This window comes from Pseudomonas migulae (assembly GCF_024169315.1).
GTDB lineage: Bacteria > Pseudomonadota > Gammaproteobacteria > Pseudomonadales > Pseudomonadaceae > Aquipseudomonas > Aquipseudomonas migulae_B.
Window position 1 is genome coordinate 4,979,452 of the sequence record NZ_JALJWR010000001.1, and the last position, 15,661, is coordinate 4,995,112.

Annotated in this window: 16 protein-coding genes and 1 pseudogene; 15 read left to right on the top strand and 2 right to left on the bottom strand. The window is 56.8% G+C overall.

The genetic code is table 11. From position 1 onward, the window contains the following. Window positions 1–657: 657 nt before the first annotated feature. On the bottom strand, window positions 658–1,437 hold the full coding sequence (gene yaaA / locus J2Y86_RS22705; protein WP_253436665.1) for a peroxide stress protein YaaA: 780 nt from the start codon (window positions 1,435–1,437) through the stop codon (window positions 658–660). Window positions 1,438–1,700: 263 nt separating this feature from the next. Here yaaA and J2Y86_RS22710 point away from each other — a divergent pair, with 263 nt between their 5' ends. From J2Y86_RS22710 to J2Y86_RS22780, 15 genes are all read left to right on the top strand, one after another. Then, the gene (locus J2Y86_RS22710) at window positions 1,701–2,825 is read left to right on the top strand and encodes a polysaccharide deacetylase family protein (RefSeq protein WP_253436668.1); all 1,125 of its coding nucleotides are present in this window, start codon (window positions 1,701–1,703) and stop codon (window positions 2,823–2,825) included. Between the two features lie 335 nt (window positions 2,826–3,160). Continuing rightward, entirely contained in the window at window positions 3,161–4,555 is a 1,395-nt protein-coding gene (locus J2Y86_RS22715; protein WP_253436671.1) for a PhoH family protein, read from the top strand. Window positions 4,556–4,783: 228 nt separating this feature from the next. Continuing rightward, window positions 4,784–5,257 (top strand): cyclic pyranopterin monophosphate synthase MoaC, encoded by a 474-nt coding sequence (gene moaC / locus J2Y86_RS22720; RefSeq protein ID WP_253436675.1) that lies wholly within the window; start codon window positions 4,784–4,786, stop codon window positions 5,255–5,257. Beyond that, window positions 5,254–5,496, top strand: a complete 243-nt coding sequence (gene moaD / locus J2Y86_RS22725) for a molybdopterin converting factor subunit 1 (protein WP_214380762.1) — start codon at window positions 5,254–5,256, stop codon at window positions 5,494–5,496. Before moaC ends, moaD begins: the two co-directional genes overlap by 4 nt. 3 nt (window positions 5,497–5,499) lie before the next feature. Beyond that, window positions 5,500–5,952, top strand: coding sequence for a molybdopterin synthase catalytic subunit MoaE (moaE, locus tag J2Y86_RS22730; protein ID WP_253436678.1), 453 nt, complete (start codon window positions 5,500–5,502; stop codon window positions 5,950–5,952). A gap of 300 nt (window positions 5,953–6,252) precedes the next feature. Then, the gene (locus tag J2Y86_RS22735) at window positions 6,253–7,029 is read left to right on the top strand and encodes an ABC transporter substrate-binding protein (protein WP_253436681.1); all 777 of its coding nucleotides are present in this window, start codon (window positions 6,253–6,255) and stop codon (window positions 7,027–7,029) included. Window positions 7,030–7,295: 266 nt separating this feature from the next. Next, the gene (locus J2Y86_RS22740) at window positions 7,296–7,805 is read left to right on the top strand and encodes a disulfide bond formation protein B (RefSeq protein WP_032828589.1); all 510 of its coding nucleotides are present in this window, start codon (window positions 7,296–7,298) and stop codon (window positions 7,803–7,805) included. An 828-nt stretch (window positions 7,806–8,633) separates the two neighbouring features. Next, window positions 8,634–9,569 carry a ubiquinol oxidase subunit II gene (gene cyoA, locus J2Y86_RS22745; RefSeq protein ID WP_253436684.1) on the top strand — a complete coding sequence of 312 codons (936 nt, stop codon included), beginning with the start codon at window positions 8,634–8,636 and terminating at the stop codon, window positions 9,567–9,569. A 3-nt stretch (window positions 9,570–9,572) separates the two neighbouring features. After that, window positions 9,573–11,603, top strand: a complete 2,031-nt coding sequence (cyoB, locus tag J2Y86_RS22750) for a cytochrome o ubiquinol oxidase subunit I (RefSeq protein WP_253436687.1) — start codon at window positions 9,573–9,575, stop codon at window positions 11,601–11,603. A 3-nt stretch (window positions 11,604–11,606) separates the two neighbouring features. Beyond that, on the top strand, window positions 11,607–12,233 hold the full coding sequence (locus tag J2Y86_RS22755) for a cytochrome o ubiquinol oxidase subunit III (RefSeq protein ID WP_253436690.1): 627 nt from the start codon (window positions 11,607–11,609) through the stop codon (window positions 12,231–12,233). After that, entirely contained in the window at window positions 12,234–12,569 is a 336-nt protein-coding gene (gene cyoD, locus J2Y86_RS22760; RefSeq protein ID WP_084320724.1) for a cytochrome o ubiquinol oxidase subunit IV, read from the top strand. It begins immediately after the preceding gene. Between the two features lie 11 nt (window positions 12,570–12,580). Continuing rightward, window positions 12,581–13,468 (top strand): heme o synthase, encoded by an 888-nt coding sequence (gene cyoE, locus J2Y86_RS22765; RefSeq protein WP_017340372.1) that lies wholly within the window; start codon window positions 12,581–12,583, stop codon window positions 13,466–13,468. Between the two features lie 347 nt (window positions 13,469–13,815). Next, on the top strand, window positions 13,816–14,454 hold the full coding sequence (locus tag J2Y86_RS22770) for a DUF6036 family nucleotidyltransferase (RefSeq protein WP_253436693.1): 639 nt from the start codon (window positions 13,816–13,818) through the stop codon (window positions 14,452–14,454). After that, a complete protein-coding gene (locus tag J2Y86_RS22775) occupies window positions 14,438–14,890 on the top strand; it encodes a hypothetical protein (RefSeq protein ID WP_214380770.1) in 453 nt (150 codons plus the stop codon). Before J2Y86_RS22770 ends, J2Y86_RS22775 begins: the two co-directional genes overlap by 17 nt. Next, entirely contained in the window at window positions 14,887–15,051 is a 165-nt protein-coding gene (locus J2Y86_RS22780) for a hypothetical protein (RefSeq protein ID WP_253436697.1), read from the top strand. The genes J2Y86_RS22775 and J2Y86_RS22780 overlap by 4 nt, the downstream gene beginning before the upstream one ends. Before the next feature lie 132 nt (window positions 15,052–15,183). Here J2Y86_RS22780 and J2Y86_RS22785 read toward each other — a convergent pair. Further along, window positions 15,184–15,461: pseudogene (locus tag J2Y86_RS22785) on the bottom strand (DUF3077 domain-containing protein). Between the last annotated feature and the right edge of the window lie 200 nt (window positions 15,462–15,661).

Consider the following 15,661-nt stretch of genomic DNA (forward strand, 5'->3'; position numbering starts at 1 on the left):
CAACTAGGCCTTATTATTATGATTGCCCTGTTATGCAGCCGAGTCCTCTGGTCAGAGGTCATCCGTGCAAAGGTCTTGCGCGCTCAATGCCAGGCCAGAAGCCCGTAAATCAAGCGGTTCGGGTGCTCGGGTGAGCACGTTTATAGGGGCGCAGCCTTGGCCGTGTAGGGGATAGTAGTGATGCGTTATCTCCTGTCCTTCATGTGTTGCCCAAATCAGGGATTATTTAGCCGAAGTTATTGTGACAACTTCGCTATGTGATCTCTTCTCTGCGTAAGTTATCTCGTACATGTTCAGAGATAATCGTTACCGGTGGTATGAGCTACGCATTTGGACATAGTTCCTGTCCGCCCATCGCGAATTCTGAAATTTCTTGAAATATTGAGAAAGATGGCACTACTTTCAAATTGATGGCACTTGCTGTCTCACCCTTGTTACACGGGGCGATAAGCAAGAAAGATAGTTTTGTGCCACTACCGATAAAAAATTTCAGTGCCACTACTGAAAAAAATCATCGAAGTCGAGTGAAACTAAAGTTAGAAAAGCGACTGTTGGTTTTTTGACGCCAAGAGGTTGGCGATTCGGGCGGGAAATTGTTGGACGATCGGACGTCGGTGCACGACGAAAAAATGGGTTGTCGTGCACCGATCGGGTGCGTTACTCGGGAGCGTGATCGCGCAGAAACACCAGATTGTCCGGTTTTGACTGCTCAGCGCTGTATCGATAGCCCTGAACGTCGAATTGCTTGAGGGCTGCCGGGTCGTTGATGCGTTCTTCGATGACGAAGCGGCTCATCATGCCCCGGGCTTTTTTCGCGTAGAAACTGATGATTTTGTACTGACCGTTTTTCAGGTCCTTGAACTCGGTATTGATGATGCGAGCCTTCAAGGCCGTGCGTTTGACCGCCGAGAAATACTCGTTGGACGCCAGGTTCAGCAGCACGTCATCACCCTGGTCAGCCAAGGCTTCGTTCAACCATTCGCTGATCCGCGTACCCCAGAAGGCATACAGGTCCTTGCCGCGGGCGTTGGGCAGTTTGGTGCCCATTTCGAGGCGATACGGCTGCATCAGGTCCAATGGACGCAACAGGCCATACAGGCCGGACAACATGCGCAGATGCTGCTGGGCGTAATCGAAATCGGCTTCGCTGAAGGTCTGAGCGTTCAACCCGGTATAAACGTCGCCCTTGAACGCCAGCAATGCCTGCTTGGCGTTTTCCGGTGTGAACGCCGGGGTCCAGCTGCCGAAACGCGCGGCGTTGAGCCCGCCGATCTTGTCGGAGACGTGCATCAGCTCGCTGATTTGCGCTGGCGTCAGGTCGCGCAACTGCAGGATCAGCTCCTGGGAATGGTCGAGGTATTGCGGTTGGGTGAAGCGCTGGGTCGCCGGCGGTGTTTCGTAATCGAGGGTCTTGGCGGGGGAAATCACCATCAGCATGAAGTCGTCTCCTTTAATCGTGGGGGCGATTCTAGGGGGTTGTCGGTGTTGACTCCAGCTATCACGTCCATAGGTGATGATCGGTGTCTATACACAAAACCTGTGGGGGCTTGCTCGCGAAAGCGGTGTATCAGTTACCCATGATGTTGGCTGAGCCACCGCATTCGCGAGCAAGCCCGCTCCCACAGTAGATCAGTGTTGCTGCGGGAGTCGGGGTCGGATCAGCTATAGTGCCGCGCGGGTTTTGTTATGGAGACATCCCATTGCGTATCGTTTTTCTTTTTTCGGCCTGGCTGTTGAGTTTCGGTGCCGTGGCGGCGCCGGGCGATGTGGCGACACTTGATCGCAGCACCTGGCCTGAACAGCTCAGCAGTCCGACGCTGTTCGATGTCGCCTCGCGCGCTGAGATTCTGATGTTCGCTCGCGTGCTGCTGGCCAGTGAATCGCTGGACGAGGCAAGCCTGGCCCAGCGCCTGGGCCTGCGCACGATCAATCTGGATTCGGTCAACAACCTGCGTCAGCGCCTGTGGCAACGCCTGCTGACCAACTACAACTTCGCCCAGCAGAGCTGCGATCAGGATGCCTCGTTCTGTTTCCTGGTCGAAGACATGGCCACCTTGCGCGAGCAAGCCGCCAAGTTTCAGGTCAGCGAAGACAGCTACTACATAAAGTGGGCTGAACCGAGCCGGCTGTTCCATGCGCAGTACCTCGACGAGCAGTTGCGCAAGGCTGCGCTGTTTCCGCAAACCAGCAGCGAAGTCGATCGTTTTGGCGACTACGAGCGCAACGGCGAGTCGATGCATGACCGGCTGTTCCTGTTGTCCTTCGACAGCGCCGCGAATGCCGCGCCGGACAACACGGCGTGGGTCACCGAGTACCTGCGAAAGGCCAACATGACGGGTACGTTCTTTGTCCTCGGCAAGGATGTTCAGGCGCGCCTGGGCGAGCGCTCAGTGGCGAGCCTGCAGGCCACTTACGCCGCGCAGTGCATCGGCGTGCAAGGCTGGGAGTTCCGCTCCCACAGCCACTGGCAGGACTGGCAGGACTCGGTGCGGCGCAGCGCCGAACTGGTCAGAAGCAAATTGCCGGAGAACTACGTGCCGCTGTTCCGTCCGCCCGATGGCCAGCGCCGTTCGGACGCGGAAGGCTTCTTCAGATCCCAGGGCTTGCAGGTGGCGTTGTGGGACATCGATGCCCAGGACGGCGCGGGCAAGCTCAAGGCCAATCAAAGTGCGCAGCGGGTGTTGACCCTGATGCTGTTGTGGCGGCACGGAGTGATCAACTTCAACATCAAGCAGGATGGCGTGAAAACGGCGATGCCTTGGCTCATTACGCAAACGGCGCCCAGCGGGATCGGTTGGGAGGACTGTCAGGACGGGTTTCGCTGAAACGGGAAAACCCCGTAAACATTGGGCGAGGGGTGATTTCAGGCAAGAATTCGATGCAGGCGGACTTCCGACTTTAACGGCACATTGCCTGCACGCCAAGGGCTATTCGTCACTCTGAAAAATAAACTTCAAAAAAGCGTCAAAGTGCTTTTTTCTGTCACAGGTTTTGGAGTATTACGAAGACAGACCGCCGAAACCTGCAACACAGGTGGCGTCTCCCAAGACCCATTTTGTGAGCAGTTCACTTGAATCATCACAGGTGAATTCGGCAGTCACTTCGAGGCGCAGCACCGCCAAGGTATTGCGTCGAATGGCTCCCACAAAGGTGACCGAGTATGGATGATCACGGACGTAGTTCTTCCTCCAACCAGCCAATCCTTTATGTACTCGATACCAACGTATTGATTCACGATCCAAACGCCCTTCTGAACTTCGAAGAACACCACGTCGCGATCCCGATGACCGTGCTTGAAGAGCTGGACAAGCTCAAGAGCGGGCATCACAGCGTGGCTGCGGAATGCCGTCAGGCGATTCGCCTGATCGACAAGACCCTGGGCGATGCCAGCCCTGAAGACGTTGAACTGGGTGTGCCGATCCAGCGTGGCAAAAGTGGGCCGAAGGGTTTGCTGTCAATTCTGATGAGCAAACGTGCCGAACCGAACATCATTCTTCCCGAACACCTGAACGACAACATCATCATCAACCAGTTGATCGACCTGCACGCGCGCGAGCCAAAGTTGCCCGTGGTGCTGGTCACCAAAGACATCAACATGCGCCTCAAGGCCCGTGCGTGCGGGATCGCGGCCGAGGACTACAGCACTGACCAACTGGTTGACGACGTATCGTTGCTGCCCAACGGTTACCACACCATGGACGGCTCCTTCTGGGACCGCGTGAAGGATGTCGAAACCCGTCAGGATCACGGTCGCACCTGGCATCAGGTGAAAATGATCGACAACCTGCCGGCGGTGCACATCAACGAGTTCATCATCGACGAACAGGGCTTTGTCGGCTGGATCAAGGAGATCGACGAAGACAAGCTGCTGATTCTCGACCTGCATCAGGAACCCCTGTTGCACCAGGAAGCCTGGGGCCTGAAACCGCGTGACATCTATCAGAGCCTGGCGCTGTACGCCTTGCTCGATCCGGATATCCACCTGGTCAACCTGACCGGGGCAGCGGGTTCCGGTAAAACCATCCTCGCACTGGCGGCGGCGATCGAGCAGACCATGGTCAGCAAGCGCTATCGCCGGATCATCGCGACGCGCAGCGTACAGGGGCTGGACCAGGAGATCGGCTTCCTGCCCGGCACCGAAGCGGAAAAAATGGAGCCTTGGCTGGGCGCCATCACCGACAACCTCGAAGCCTTGCACATGGATGACGAAAACACCCATGGCAGCGTCGATTACATCCTCAGCAAAGTGCCGTTGCAGTTCAAATCCCTCAACTACATCCGGGGCCGCAGCTTCCAGCAGAGCCTGATCCTGATCGATGAATGCCAGAACCTCACGCCGCACCAGATGAAAACCATCATCACCCGTGCTGGCGCCGGTTCCAAAGTGGTGTGCCTGGGCAACCTGGCGCAGATCGACACCCCTTACCTGTCCGCGACCAGCTCCGGGCTGACCTACCTGACTGAACGTTTCAAGGATTTTCCGAACGGCGTCCACATCACCCTGCAAGGGGTGCCGCGTTCGATTCTGGCCGAATACGCCGAATCGCATTTGTAATCGCCTCACCAAAACCGGGCGGCCTCAAAGCCGCCCGGTTTTTTTGTGCTTGTCGCAAAACCTTGTGGGAGCGTGGCTTGCCCGCGAAGACGGCGGCACATCCAATATCAATCCACCTGACACACCGCCTTCGCGGGCAAGCCTTGCTCCTACAAAGACATTGCAATCGTGCGTGCGGAAATTTGACCCACAGGTTTACAATCGAAGCTCTTGATCAGGAGTAACCCTGTGCTGACTCATCTCGATTCCCAAGGTCGCGCCAACATGGTCGACGTCACCGATAAAGCCGTGACGTTCCGTGAGGCGACGGCCCAGGCGCTGGTGCGCATGCTGCCCGAAACCCTGCAGATGATCGTCAGCGGCGGCCATCCCAAGGGTGATGTGTTCGCCGTGGCGCGCATCGCCGGCATTCAGGCGGCAAAGAAAACCAGCGACCTCATTCCTCTGTGCCACCCGCTGATGCTCACCGGTGTCAAAGTCGAGCTCAGCGCTGAAGGTGACGACACCGTGCGCATCGTCGCGCGCTGCAAGTTGTCCGGGCAGACCGGCGTGGAAATGGAAGCGCTGACCGCCGCGAGCGTTGCGGCGCTGACTATCTATGACATGTGCAAGGCCGTCGATCGCGGCATGACCATTGAAAGCGTGCGCCTGCTGGAGAAACTCGGCGGCAAGAGCGGCCATTTCCAGGCGGATCAGCCATGAACGTCACCGTGAAGTTTTTCGCTCGTTATCGAGAAGCACTGGGCGTCGACTCGGTGAAGGTTGAAGGTGACTTCGCCACGGTCGATGACGTTCGCGCGCTGTTGGCCAAGCGTGATGGCGCCGATGTGTTGAGCGAACAGAACCTGATGTGCGCCCGCAACGAAGACCTCTGCCAACTCGACGAACCGGTCAGTGACGGCGACGAAGTGGCGTTCTTTCCGACCGTGACCGGGGGCTGAACCATGGCCATTCGTGTGCAATCCACGGCGTTCGATCCGGGCGTCGAAGTCAACGCCATGCACGCCGCCAATGTCGGTGTCGGGGCGGTGGTGAGTTTTGTCGGCTACGTGCGCGACTTCAATGACGGGCTCGATGTGGCGGGGATGTTTCTTGAGCACTACCCGGGCATGACTGAGAAGGCACTCGGCAAGATCGCCACCGAGGCCGAGCAACGCTGGCCGTTGCTCAAGCTGGAAGTGCTGCATCGCATCGGCGCTCTGGAACCGGGCGAGCCGATCGTCTTCGTCGGCGCCGCCAGCGCTCACCGTCAGGCGGCGTTCGACGCCTGCGCCTTTGTCATGGACTACCTGAAAACCCGTGCGCCGTTCTGGAAAAAGGAAAACACCAGCGATGGCGCGCGTTGGGTTGAGGGGCGTGACAGCGATCATGCGGCGGCGGATCGCTGGAAGCAGTAACTTTGGTCGGTACGTTCAAATACGCCTTCGCGGGCAAGCCCGCTCCCACAGGTATTGCGCCGTGCACACATCATGTGAACGCCACAACACCTGTGGGAGCGGGCTTGCCCGCGAAGAGGCCATCCGCAACACCTAATATCCTCCAGACCCACCTCCCGACTATCGCCCGGCGATTTCCCCCAATTGACGCCTGATACATAAAAGTCCAGTATGGAATTATAAGTACAAAAAAGGCGTTCCCCCCGTTTCTGCTCTTTCTTCTGTCTTGCCAAACCAACAACAACCCGCGAGAGAACGAACATGAAGAAATTCCCCCTCATCACCGGTCTGGCCCTGAGCCTGTTGGCGTGCAGCACCTTGTTCGCCGCCGATAAAACCCTGCGCATCGGCATCGAAGCGGCTTACCCGCCGTTCGCGTCCAAAACCGACAAAGGCGAAATCGTCGGTTTCGACTACGACATCGGCAATGCCCTGTGCGCGCAGATGCAGGTCAAGTGCGTCTGGGTCGAAGGTGAGTTCGATGGCCTGATTCCTTCCCTGAAGGTGAAGAAAATCGACATGGCGCTGTCGTCGATGACCATCAACGAAGACCGCAAGAAGTCAGTGGATTTCACCCACAAGTACTACTTCACTTCATCGCGTCTGGTGATGAAGGAAGGCGCGGTCGTCGATGACCAGTACGCCAGCCTCAAAGGCAAAACCGTCGGCGTGCAGCGTGCCACCACCACCGACCGCTACGCCACCGAGGTGTTTGAACCGAAGGGCATCAACGTCAAGCGCTACGGCAACAACGAAGAGATCTACATGGACCTGGCGGCCGGTCGGCTCGATGCTATTTTTGCCGACACCATCCCGCTGAATGACTTCCTGTCGATGCCGCGTGGCAAGGGTTATGCCTTTGCCGGCCCGGAGCTGAAGGACCCGAAATACGTGGGTGAGGGCGCCGGGATTGCGGTGCGCAAGGGCAACAGCGAGTTGGTCAGCCAGCTGAACACGGCCATCGACGGTATTCGCGCCAGCGGCGAGTACCAGAAGATTTCGGACAAGTACTTCAAGTCCGATATCTACGGCGATTGATAGAACGCATTCGCGAGCAAGCCCGCTCCCTCACTGGTTCTATGTTGAACACAAACCTTGTGTTCAATGGAGATCGAATGTGGGAGCGGGCTTGCTCGCGAAAGGGCCCGTTGGCTTATTCAAAACTCTGGAAATTGCTCGAATTTAATCCCTTCTTAACCGCCTTATCGTTTATTTCCCGACATCTATTCCGCGCATCCCGGGCTCTCCAAGGTCCGGGCCAGCGTGTAGACTTCCGGTCAATCGATATCTAGAAGGGAAACGCAATGAGCGAGGAAACGATGCGGTTGGGCCGTGAGCGGCGCTATCTGGTGTTGCTGGGCATCATCTGCCTGGCGCTGATCGGCGGCGCGCTGTACATGCAGATTGTGTTGGGCGAGGCGCCATGCCCGCTGTGCATCCTGCAACGCTATGCCTTGCTGCTGATCGCCATCTTCGCGTTCATCGGCGCAGCCATGCGCACCCGCCGCAGCATCACGGTGTTTGAAACCCTGGTGGTGATCTGCGCCCTGGCAGGCGTCGGGGTGGCCGGGCATCACGTCTATACCCAGTTCTATCCGGCGGTCAGCTGCGGCATCGATGTGCTTCAGCCGATTGTCGATGGCCTGCCGTTGGCGAAGATTTTCCCGCTGGGGTTCCAGGTCGATGGCTTCTGCTCCACGCCGTACCCGCCGATCCTCGGTCTGTCGCTGGCGCAGTGGGCGTTGATCGCGTTTGTCCTGGTGGTGGTGCTGGTGCCGTTGCTCACTTCGCGTAACCGCAAGGCGCTGCGCTGAGGTCATTCGCCACATCGCCGCGTGACACAAAAAAACGCCCCGGTCCTCGTTGAGAGGGTCGGGGCGTTTTGCATTTCAGAGGCCGGGTTAAAAGTTCGTGATGTGTGGCAACGAGGGGTGCGACACGTGTGCGACATGTTGTCACAGCGCGAGTGTCGCAAGGCATTTCAGGGGGCCGGATTGGTGCACGTCGACGCAATGAAATTGGTCTTTTGGTGCCTCTGCCAATTTCGATCCTCTCAACCCGGAACAGGCAGTTTTAACAGGCCCTGGCGATTTGCCAGAGCCCTTGTCGCATGGGGGCTTGGGCAGGGTCGAAGGGGAGCGCAGAGCCTCCGATACTGTCTGAACTGCGGGTGGTAGACCTACTATTTTTGGTGTTTTTGTTGAGAATCAATTTCGATAACATGGCGCACTTTTGCAAAAACCGTCAAGGATTGTTGCTGGATTGGATAAAAATTATTTCGGGATGAGACATGGTTTATGAATCGTTACATATCTACAATCGCCCGCACTGAATTCCCGGCACTGCTCACCCTGACTCAGGTGCATGAGCAGCAATAGGACGTCGAGAAGCCGGATGGCTTCATGCGGCTCCTCTGGTGTCGGTGCCTTCCAACTATCCGCACCAAATGGAATTGGTCTGTAACAAGGCCTTTGACCACGAATTCGAATAAGAACTCACCGCTGGCCCAGGATTTGTCGAGCAGCGTCTGACGCGCGACGGGCAGCCCTTATTCAATCCAAGAAAATGCCAACCCTTGGCAGGGTGAAGTGTTGGCGATCAAAACCCAACTGCATTGCGCAAGCTGCTTTAGAGGTCGTGAGATGAGTAAAAACAGGTACCCCAGACTACTAGGCTTATTGCCGCTGATCGGCACGTTGTTGCTGTCAGGCTGCAACATGACCTTGCTCGATCCCAAGGGCCAGGTTGGCCTGGATGAGCGAAACCTGATCATCACCGCAACGCTGCTGATGCTGTTGGTCGTGGTTCCGGTCATCGTCATGACGTTCCTGTTCGCCTGGAAATACCGCGCGTCCAACACTGACGCCGTCTACACGCCGAAGTGGTCGCACTCCACCAAGATCGAAATCGCGGTGTGGGCTGTTCCGGTGCTGATCATCATTGCCCTGGGTTATGTCACCTACAAGTCGACCCACGCGCTGGATCCTTACAAGCCACTGGAATCCGACGTCAAGCCAATCACCATTGAAGTGGTCGCGCTGGACTGGAAGTGGATGTTCATCTATCCGGAGCAAGGCATCGCCACCGTCAACAAGATCGTGTTCCCGGCGCACACGCCGATCAACTTCAAGGTGACTTCGGACTCCGTGATGAACTCGTTCTTCATCCCGGCGCTGGGCGGCCAGATCTACGCGATGGCCGGCATGCAGACCAAACTGCACCTGATCGCCAACCAGAACGCTGAAATGGACGGTATCTCCGCCAACTACAGCGGCGCTGGTTTTACTGGCATGAAATTCAAAGCGACCGCAACGACCCAGGAAGAATTCGACGCCTGGGTAAGTGAAGTCAAAAAGGCACCTAAAAAGCTTGAACAGGCTGAATACGCAGCGCTTGCCAAGCAGAGCCAGAACAACCCGGTCGAGCTCTACTCCTCGGTCACGCCGAACCTGTTCCAGATCATCGTCGACAAGTACGAAGGTATGAAACCGGGCAAGCCGGTGCATCACGAGAAGAAAGAGAAAGAAGTGGCCGCTACGGACATGAACTCGCATTCAGCTGCCGGGGCAGAGGAGTAAACGATGTTTGGTAAATTAAGTTGGGAAGCGGTCCCGTTCCACGAACCGATCGTGATGATTACCATCGCCATGATCGCGCTCGGTGGTGTGGCGCTGTTCGCTGCAATCACCTATTTCAAGAAGTGGACCTACCTGTGGTCCGAGTGGCTGACTTCGGTCGACCACAAGAAAATCGGCGTGATGTACATCATCGTTGCCATGGTCATGCTGCTGCGCGGTTTTGCCGACGCCATCATGATGCGTACCCAGTTGGCCATGGCCACCGAGGGTTCGCCTGGCTACCTGCCGCCTGAACACTATGACCAGATCTTCACCGCTCACGGTGTGATCATGATCATCTTCATGGCGATGCCATTCTTCACCGGCCTGATGAACCTGGCAGTGCCGCTGCAGATCGGCGCGCGTGACGTTGCCTACCCGTTCCTGAACTCCCTGAGCTTCTGGCTGCTGGTATCCGGCGTCGTGCTGATCAACCTGTCCCTGGGCGTCGGCGAATTCGCCAAGACCGGCTGGGTTGCCTATCCACCGTTGTCGGGCCTGCAATACAGCCCGGGCGTGGGGATGGACTACTACATCTGGGCGCTACAGCTTTCCGGGTTGGGTACGACGCTGACGGGGGTCAACTTCCTGGCCACCGTGCTGAAAATGCGTACCCCTGGCATGAAGCTGATGGACATGCCGATCTTCACCTGGACCTGCACCTGGGCCAACGTCCTGATCGTGGCTTCGTTCCCGATCCTGACCGCTACCCTGGCACTGCTGACGCTTGACCGTTACATGGATTTCCACATTTTCACCAATGAACTTGGTGGCAATCCGATGATGTACGTCAACCTGTTCTGGGCTTGGGGTCACCCTGAGGTTTACATCCTGATTCTGCCGGCGTTCGGGATCTTCTCCGAAGTCATCTCGACCTTCACCGGCAAGCGTCTGTTCGGCCACCACTCGATGGTCTACGCATCGGGCGCGATCTCGATCCTGGGCTTCATGGTCTGGCTGCACCACTTCTTCACCATGGGTTCGGGTGCCAGCGTCAACGCCTTCTTCGGTCTGGCGACGATGCTGATTTCGATCCCGACGGGGGTGAAGCTGTTCAACTGGCTGTTCACCATTTACCAAGGGCGTCTGCGTTTCACCAGCCAGGTGCTGTGGACCCTGGGCTTCATGGTGACCTTCGCCATCGGCGGCATGACCGGCGTACTGCTGGCCATCCCGGGTGCGGACTTCGTCCTGCACAACAGCCTGTTCGTGATCGCTCACTTCCACAACGTGATCATCGGCGGCGCGGTATTCGGCTACATCGCCGGCTTCGGCTTCTACTTCCCTAAAGCGTTCGGCTTCAAGCTGCACGAAGGTTGGGGCAAGGCAGCGTTCTGGTTCTGGATCTCGGGCTTCTTCGTCGCGTTCATGCCGCTCTATGCACTGGGCTTCATGGGTATGACCCGTCGTCTGAACGCCACCACCAACCCTGAGTGGGTGCCGTACCTGTACGTCGCCATGTTCGGTGCGGTGATGATCGCTGTGGGCATCGCCTGCCAGCTGATTCAGCTGTACGTCAGCGTGCGTGACCGCAACAAGCCGGAAAACATGTGCGAACACGGCGACCCGTGGAATGCCCACACGCTGGAATGGTCGACCTCGTCGCCACCACCGTTCTACAACTTCGCCGTGCTGCCAAAAGCGGAAACCATCGATCCGTTCACCGAAGCCAAGGAAAACGGTACCGCGTACCAGGCTCCTGCTCGTTACGAACCGATCCACATGCCAAACAACACCGCGACCGGCCTGGTCATGGGTGCTCTGTTGACCGTGTTCGGTTTCGCGATGATCTGGCACATCTGGTGGCTGGCCATCATCAGTCTGGTCGGCACCGTGGGCTACTTCGTGATCCACGCTGCCCGCGATGATCAAGGCTATATGGTGCCGGTCGACGTGATCGAGCGCATCGAAGCCGAGCAGCACAAGCGTCTGGTAGCGGCCGGGAAAGTCCCAGCTACCGCCACCCGTGTTGAAACCTCGTTGGAACAGGCTTAAACCATGTCGAACTTAGTGACCAATGCTGGACACACCCATGTCGATGGACATGGGCACGATGACCATCACCACGACTCGGGCGAGATGACCGTATTCGGTTTCTGGCTCTACCTGATGACCGACTGCATTCTGTTTGCGTCGATCTTCGCGGCCTACGCGGTACTGGTTAACAACGTAGCGGGTGGCCCGTCGGGCCACGACATCTTCGAGCTGCCATACGTACTGGGCGAAACCGCTCTGCTGCTGTTCAGCTCGATCACCTACGGCTTCGCCATGCTGGCGTTGTTCAAGGGCAAGAAGAACCAGGTCCTGGGCTGGCTGGCCATGACCTTCCTGTTCGGTGCCGGCTTCATCGGCATGGAAATCAACGAGTTCCACGTGTTGATCTCCGAGGGCTTCGGTCCTAGCCGCAGCGGCTTCCTGTCCGGGTTCTTCACCCTGGTCGGCACCCACGGTCTGCACGTGACCAGCGGTCTGATCTGGATGGCGATCATGATGTACCAGGTGCAGAAAAAAGGCCTGACGGCGACCAACAAGACCCGTCTGAGCTGCCTGAGCCTGTTCTGGCACTTCCTGGACGTGGTGTGGATCTGCGTATTCACCGTTGTTTATCTGATGGGGACTATGTAAATGGCTAACGCTCATTCCCACGATAGCCACGACGCCGGCCACGGCAGCGTCAAGTCTTACGCTATCGGTTTCATCCTGTCGGTGATCCTGACCGTCATTCCTTTCGGCCTGGTGATGTACCCGTCGCTGCCGAAATCGCTGACCCTGTGGATCGTCCTGGCGTTTGCGGTGATCCAGGTGCTGGTGCACCTGGTGTACTTCCTGCACCTGGACCGTTCCGCCGCGCAGCGTAACAACGTGATTGCATTTGTGTTCGCCGCGATCGTGATTGTCCTGCTGGTTGGCCTGTCGCTGTGGATCATGTTCAGCATCCACACCAACATGATGGCGAAGTGAGGTAAATCCGGATGTCCTTGAAGCACTTTATCCAAATCACCAAACCGGGGATCATTTTCGGTAACGTGCTTTCAGTGGCAGGCGGATTTTTCCTGGCCTCGAAAGGGCATGTCGATCTGGCCATCTTCCTGGCCGCCATGATCGGCACGTCCCTGGTGGTGGCTTCCGGTTGTGTGTTCAACAACTGCATCGACCGCGACATCGACCTGAAGATGGAACGCACCAAGAACCGCGTGCTGGTCCAGGGCTTGATCTCCCTGAAACTGGCGCTGGTCTTCGCGACCGTCCTGGGTGTCGCCGGCGTTGCGTTGCTGTACAAGGTGGCCAACCCGTTGGCCGCGCTGTTCGCGGTGATCGGTTTCGTCATCTACGTCGGCTTCTATAGCCTGTACCTCAAGCGCAAGTCGGTTCACGGCACGCTGGTGGGCAGTCTGTCGGGCGCCATGCCGCCGGTGATTGGCTACGTCGCCGTGACCAACAGCTTCGACATGGCCGCACTGACGCTGCTGGTGATGTTCAGCTTGTGGCAGATGCCGCATTCCTACGCCATCGCTATCTTCCGCTTCAACGATTACCTGGCCGCCTCGATTCCGGTGCTGCCAGTGAAGCGCGGGATTCAAGTGGCGAAGAAGCACATCCTGATCTACATCCTGGCCTTCCTCGTGGCGACCTTGATGCTGACCTTCAGCGGCTACGCCGGCATGAGCTACCTCGCCGTCGCCGCGGCCATGGGCATGTACTGGCTGTACATGGCCTGGACCGGCTACAAGGCAGTGGATGACACGGTCTGGGCACGCAAGCTGTTCGTGTTCTCGATCTTTACCATTACCGCGTTGAGCGTGATGATGTCCCTGGACTTCAAAGTGCCGAGCGAGCTGTTGCTGACGTACGCGCCTTAAGCGTTGGATGCTGTAATGAAAAACCCCGCCTTCGAGAGAAGCGCGGGGTTTTTTATTGGGTGAATTTTGGTGAACCGTGTCACCCCATTCGCGAGCAGGCTCGCTCCCACAATTGGATCTGCGTTGACGCAATTTTATGTTCGCCGCCAACCCCCCTGTGGGAGCGAGCTTGCTCGCGATGGCGGCCTGACAGACGAAGACTATCAATCTGTAAAACTGCAGAAACTTCCCACACCGCTTTCAGGTTGTCGGTCGGAAGTCGCCTCTCTAACTTCGGGACGTGCGCAATTCAGCGGCAGAAATACTCGCGCGCCGCGCCACGCTCCAAGAGTATTAGAGGACCGACAATGGCAGAGCAGGACGCAATTACCCCGAGCGTTAATACGAGCAAAGCATTGGGCCAAGCTTTGATTTCGATGTTCAAATCCCTCGAAGCGGAACTGGTACTCGAGAGCGCAGAACCCGGGGCAGTCAAAATTATCGTGTTTGGTGGTTGTGCGGTTCACCTGTATACAAATCATCGTTTTTCGACAGACGTCGACGCAGAGATTTACGAGGCAAATGTGCCTGAAGCGCTTCACCTTCAAACCATGCTTGCGCAGATACCCGAGCAATTTGTAGATGAGCAGTCAGGTCGGCTAATGGAGCTGAACTATGACCTCCAATACAACACCAGCTTCGGCCCCATTCACGAGGATTATTGGGATCGCAGCATTCCGCTCGCGGAGTTTCCGATTGAATCCCCTCTGTACGTGCACATTGCCGCACCGATCGATATTGCGATTTCAAAATTGGGCAGAGCGACCGAGCAGGACATTAGCGATGTCATGGCGCTTCTGCGGAGCGGCTTCATACTGAGTGCCGATTTCCATCGGCTGGCATTGCAGGCAATTGATGTATATGTTGGGAACAAAGAGCCTCCAACTTCGGTTCTAACTCAAATTCTGGAAGATTACCTGGAGAGTACGGATGAAGAGTCCCGTTGATGGCCACGTCCTCTCATCGGCCTTGGACACACTGGTCAAGAATCCATTAAATCAAGCAGATGACGCTGCGCTGGTGAACGCCGCCAAAGCGGTCTGGTATTCCAGTTCGAATCTTGAGAGTGAAGTTACGGCCTTTCTGAATTGCCATACTGACGAGGTAGAGCTTCGACGCGCTGGCTACTTGCTTGAGCGGTTCACTCGTTTTGCGTGCGTATCCGATAGCCGCGTTTCGGAAGCCCTCAGTGCTCTTCAGCTTTTTGCTCATTCAACATGCAGGCAAGCGGTTATACCGCTGGCTGTCGCACCGCTGCGTCGACGCCGTGATGAACTTGCAGTCTCGTGGGGGTTGAGTGAGGGCCTTGGATTGAAGGCTCAAACGCTTATGCCTTTTCAGACGCGACATTATGAAGCTGAGCAGCGTGCAACTGACTCATGAACGCGCGCGACCTGTTTGCAGAATTGATGCAGGGAGTCGAGGAGATGTCGGCTCAACGCGAAGGCAAGACCAAGTTGCGCAATACGTCAATTCAGGACATCCCTGATTCTGATTTGGCGGCGCAAGACATGGCGGGTACTGAGGTCGAGCACGACATTTAAGAAAAAATCGAGACGATCTGGAAATCTTAAGATTTTATTGGTCCGCTCAAGAAAAAATGGTTGATCTGATTAAAACTGAGGAATTTCGCGCTGAGGGCCCCGTGTATTAAGAATTGCACGGGGCTTTTTCATTTACGTCCCGTTGTTACACGGTGCATCGAGCACCTTCGCCACATCATCGATGATTGCCTTGCTCATATCCTGCAAAAAATGCGACGCCCAGGCATGCCGGTCGCTATCGCGAATCATGGCGGCGTCGGATGCAAGTAGTTTGGCGATATGGAGCAGGTCGGAAGCGTGGTGTAGCGCCTGGATTATCGGGACGTCACGATTGATGCGGAATAGCGGTTGGTTGGCGTGATAGGAGAAGGGGTGAGGCCGATGGTTTTCAGGTCTTGGGGGTTGGTCATTGGGCACCTCCTGTGGTTGGGAGGTGACGGGGGAAAGGTGGCACAGATGCATAAATTTTGAACGGATTGTTGGCGTGCATAAAAGAGAACTCCGATTGGTGCCTACATCGTGTTCGAGTTATCAGGCCCGGTCGCTGAATGGGCAGCGACGGGTCGAAGTTAGCGTGGGGGAGGTGAGGATCACAATCGTAGCGATCTGG

Bases quoted from the DNA above. Each gene is read 5' to 3' on its own strand.
- cyoB (WP_253436687.1), top strand. From the start codon at position 9,573: ATGTTTGGTAAATTAAGTTGGGAAGCGGTCCCGTTCCACGAACCGATC.
- J2Y86_RS22740 (WP_032828589.1), top strand. From the start codon at position 7,296: ATGAGCGAGGAAACGATGCGGTTGGGCCGTGAGCGGCGCTATCTGGTG.
- J2Y86_RS22755 (WP_253436690.1), top strand. From the start codon at position 11,607: ATGTCGAACTTAGTGACCAATGCTGGACACACCCATGTCGATGGACAT.
- J2Y86_RS22770 (WP_253436693.1), top strand. From the start codon at position 13,816: ATGGCAGAGCAGGACGCAATTACCCCGAGCGTTAATACGAGCAAAGCA.
- cyoA (WP_253436684.1), top strand. From the start codon at position 8,634: ATGAGTAAAAACAGGTACCCCAGACTACTAGGCTTATTGCCGCTGATC.
- moaE (WP_253436678.1), top strand. From the start codon at position 5,500: ATGGCCATTCGTGTGCAATCCACGGCGTTCGATCCGGGCGTCGAAGTC.
- cyoD (WP_084320724.1), top strand. From the start codon at position 12,234: ATGGCTAACGCTCATTCCCACGATAGCCACGACGCCGGCCACGGCAGC.
- J2Y86_RS22715 (WP_253436671.1), top strand. From the start codon at position 3,161: ATGGATGATCACGGACGTAGTTCTTCCTCCAACCAGCCAATCCTTTAT.
- J2Y86_RS22775 (WP_214380770.1), top strand. From the start codon at position 14,438: ATGAAGAGTCCCGTTGATGGCCACGTCCTCTCATCGGCCTTGGACACA.
- moaD (WP_214380762.1), top strand. From the start codon at position 5,254: ATGAACGTCACCGTGAAGTTTTTCGCTCGTTATCGAGAAGCACTGGGC.
- J2Y86_RS22780 (WP_253436697.1), top strand. From the start codon at position 14,887: ATGAACGCGCGCGACCTGTTTGCAGAATTGATGCAGGGAGTCGAGGAG.
- cyoE (WP_017340372.1), top strand. From the start codon at position 12,581: ATGTCCTTGAAGCACTTTATCCAAATCACCAAACCGGGGATCATTTTC.
- J2Y86_RS22735 (WP_253436681.1), top strand. From the start codon at position 6,253: ATGAAGAAATTCCCCCTCATCACCGGTCTGGCCCTGAGCCTGTTGGCG.
- yaaA (WP_253436665.1), bottom strand. From the start codon at position 1,437: ATGCTGATGGTGATTTCCCCCGCCAAGACCCTCGATTACGAAACACCG.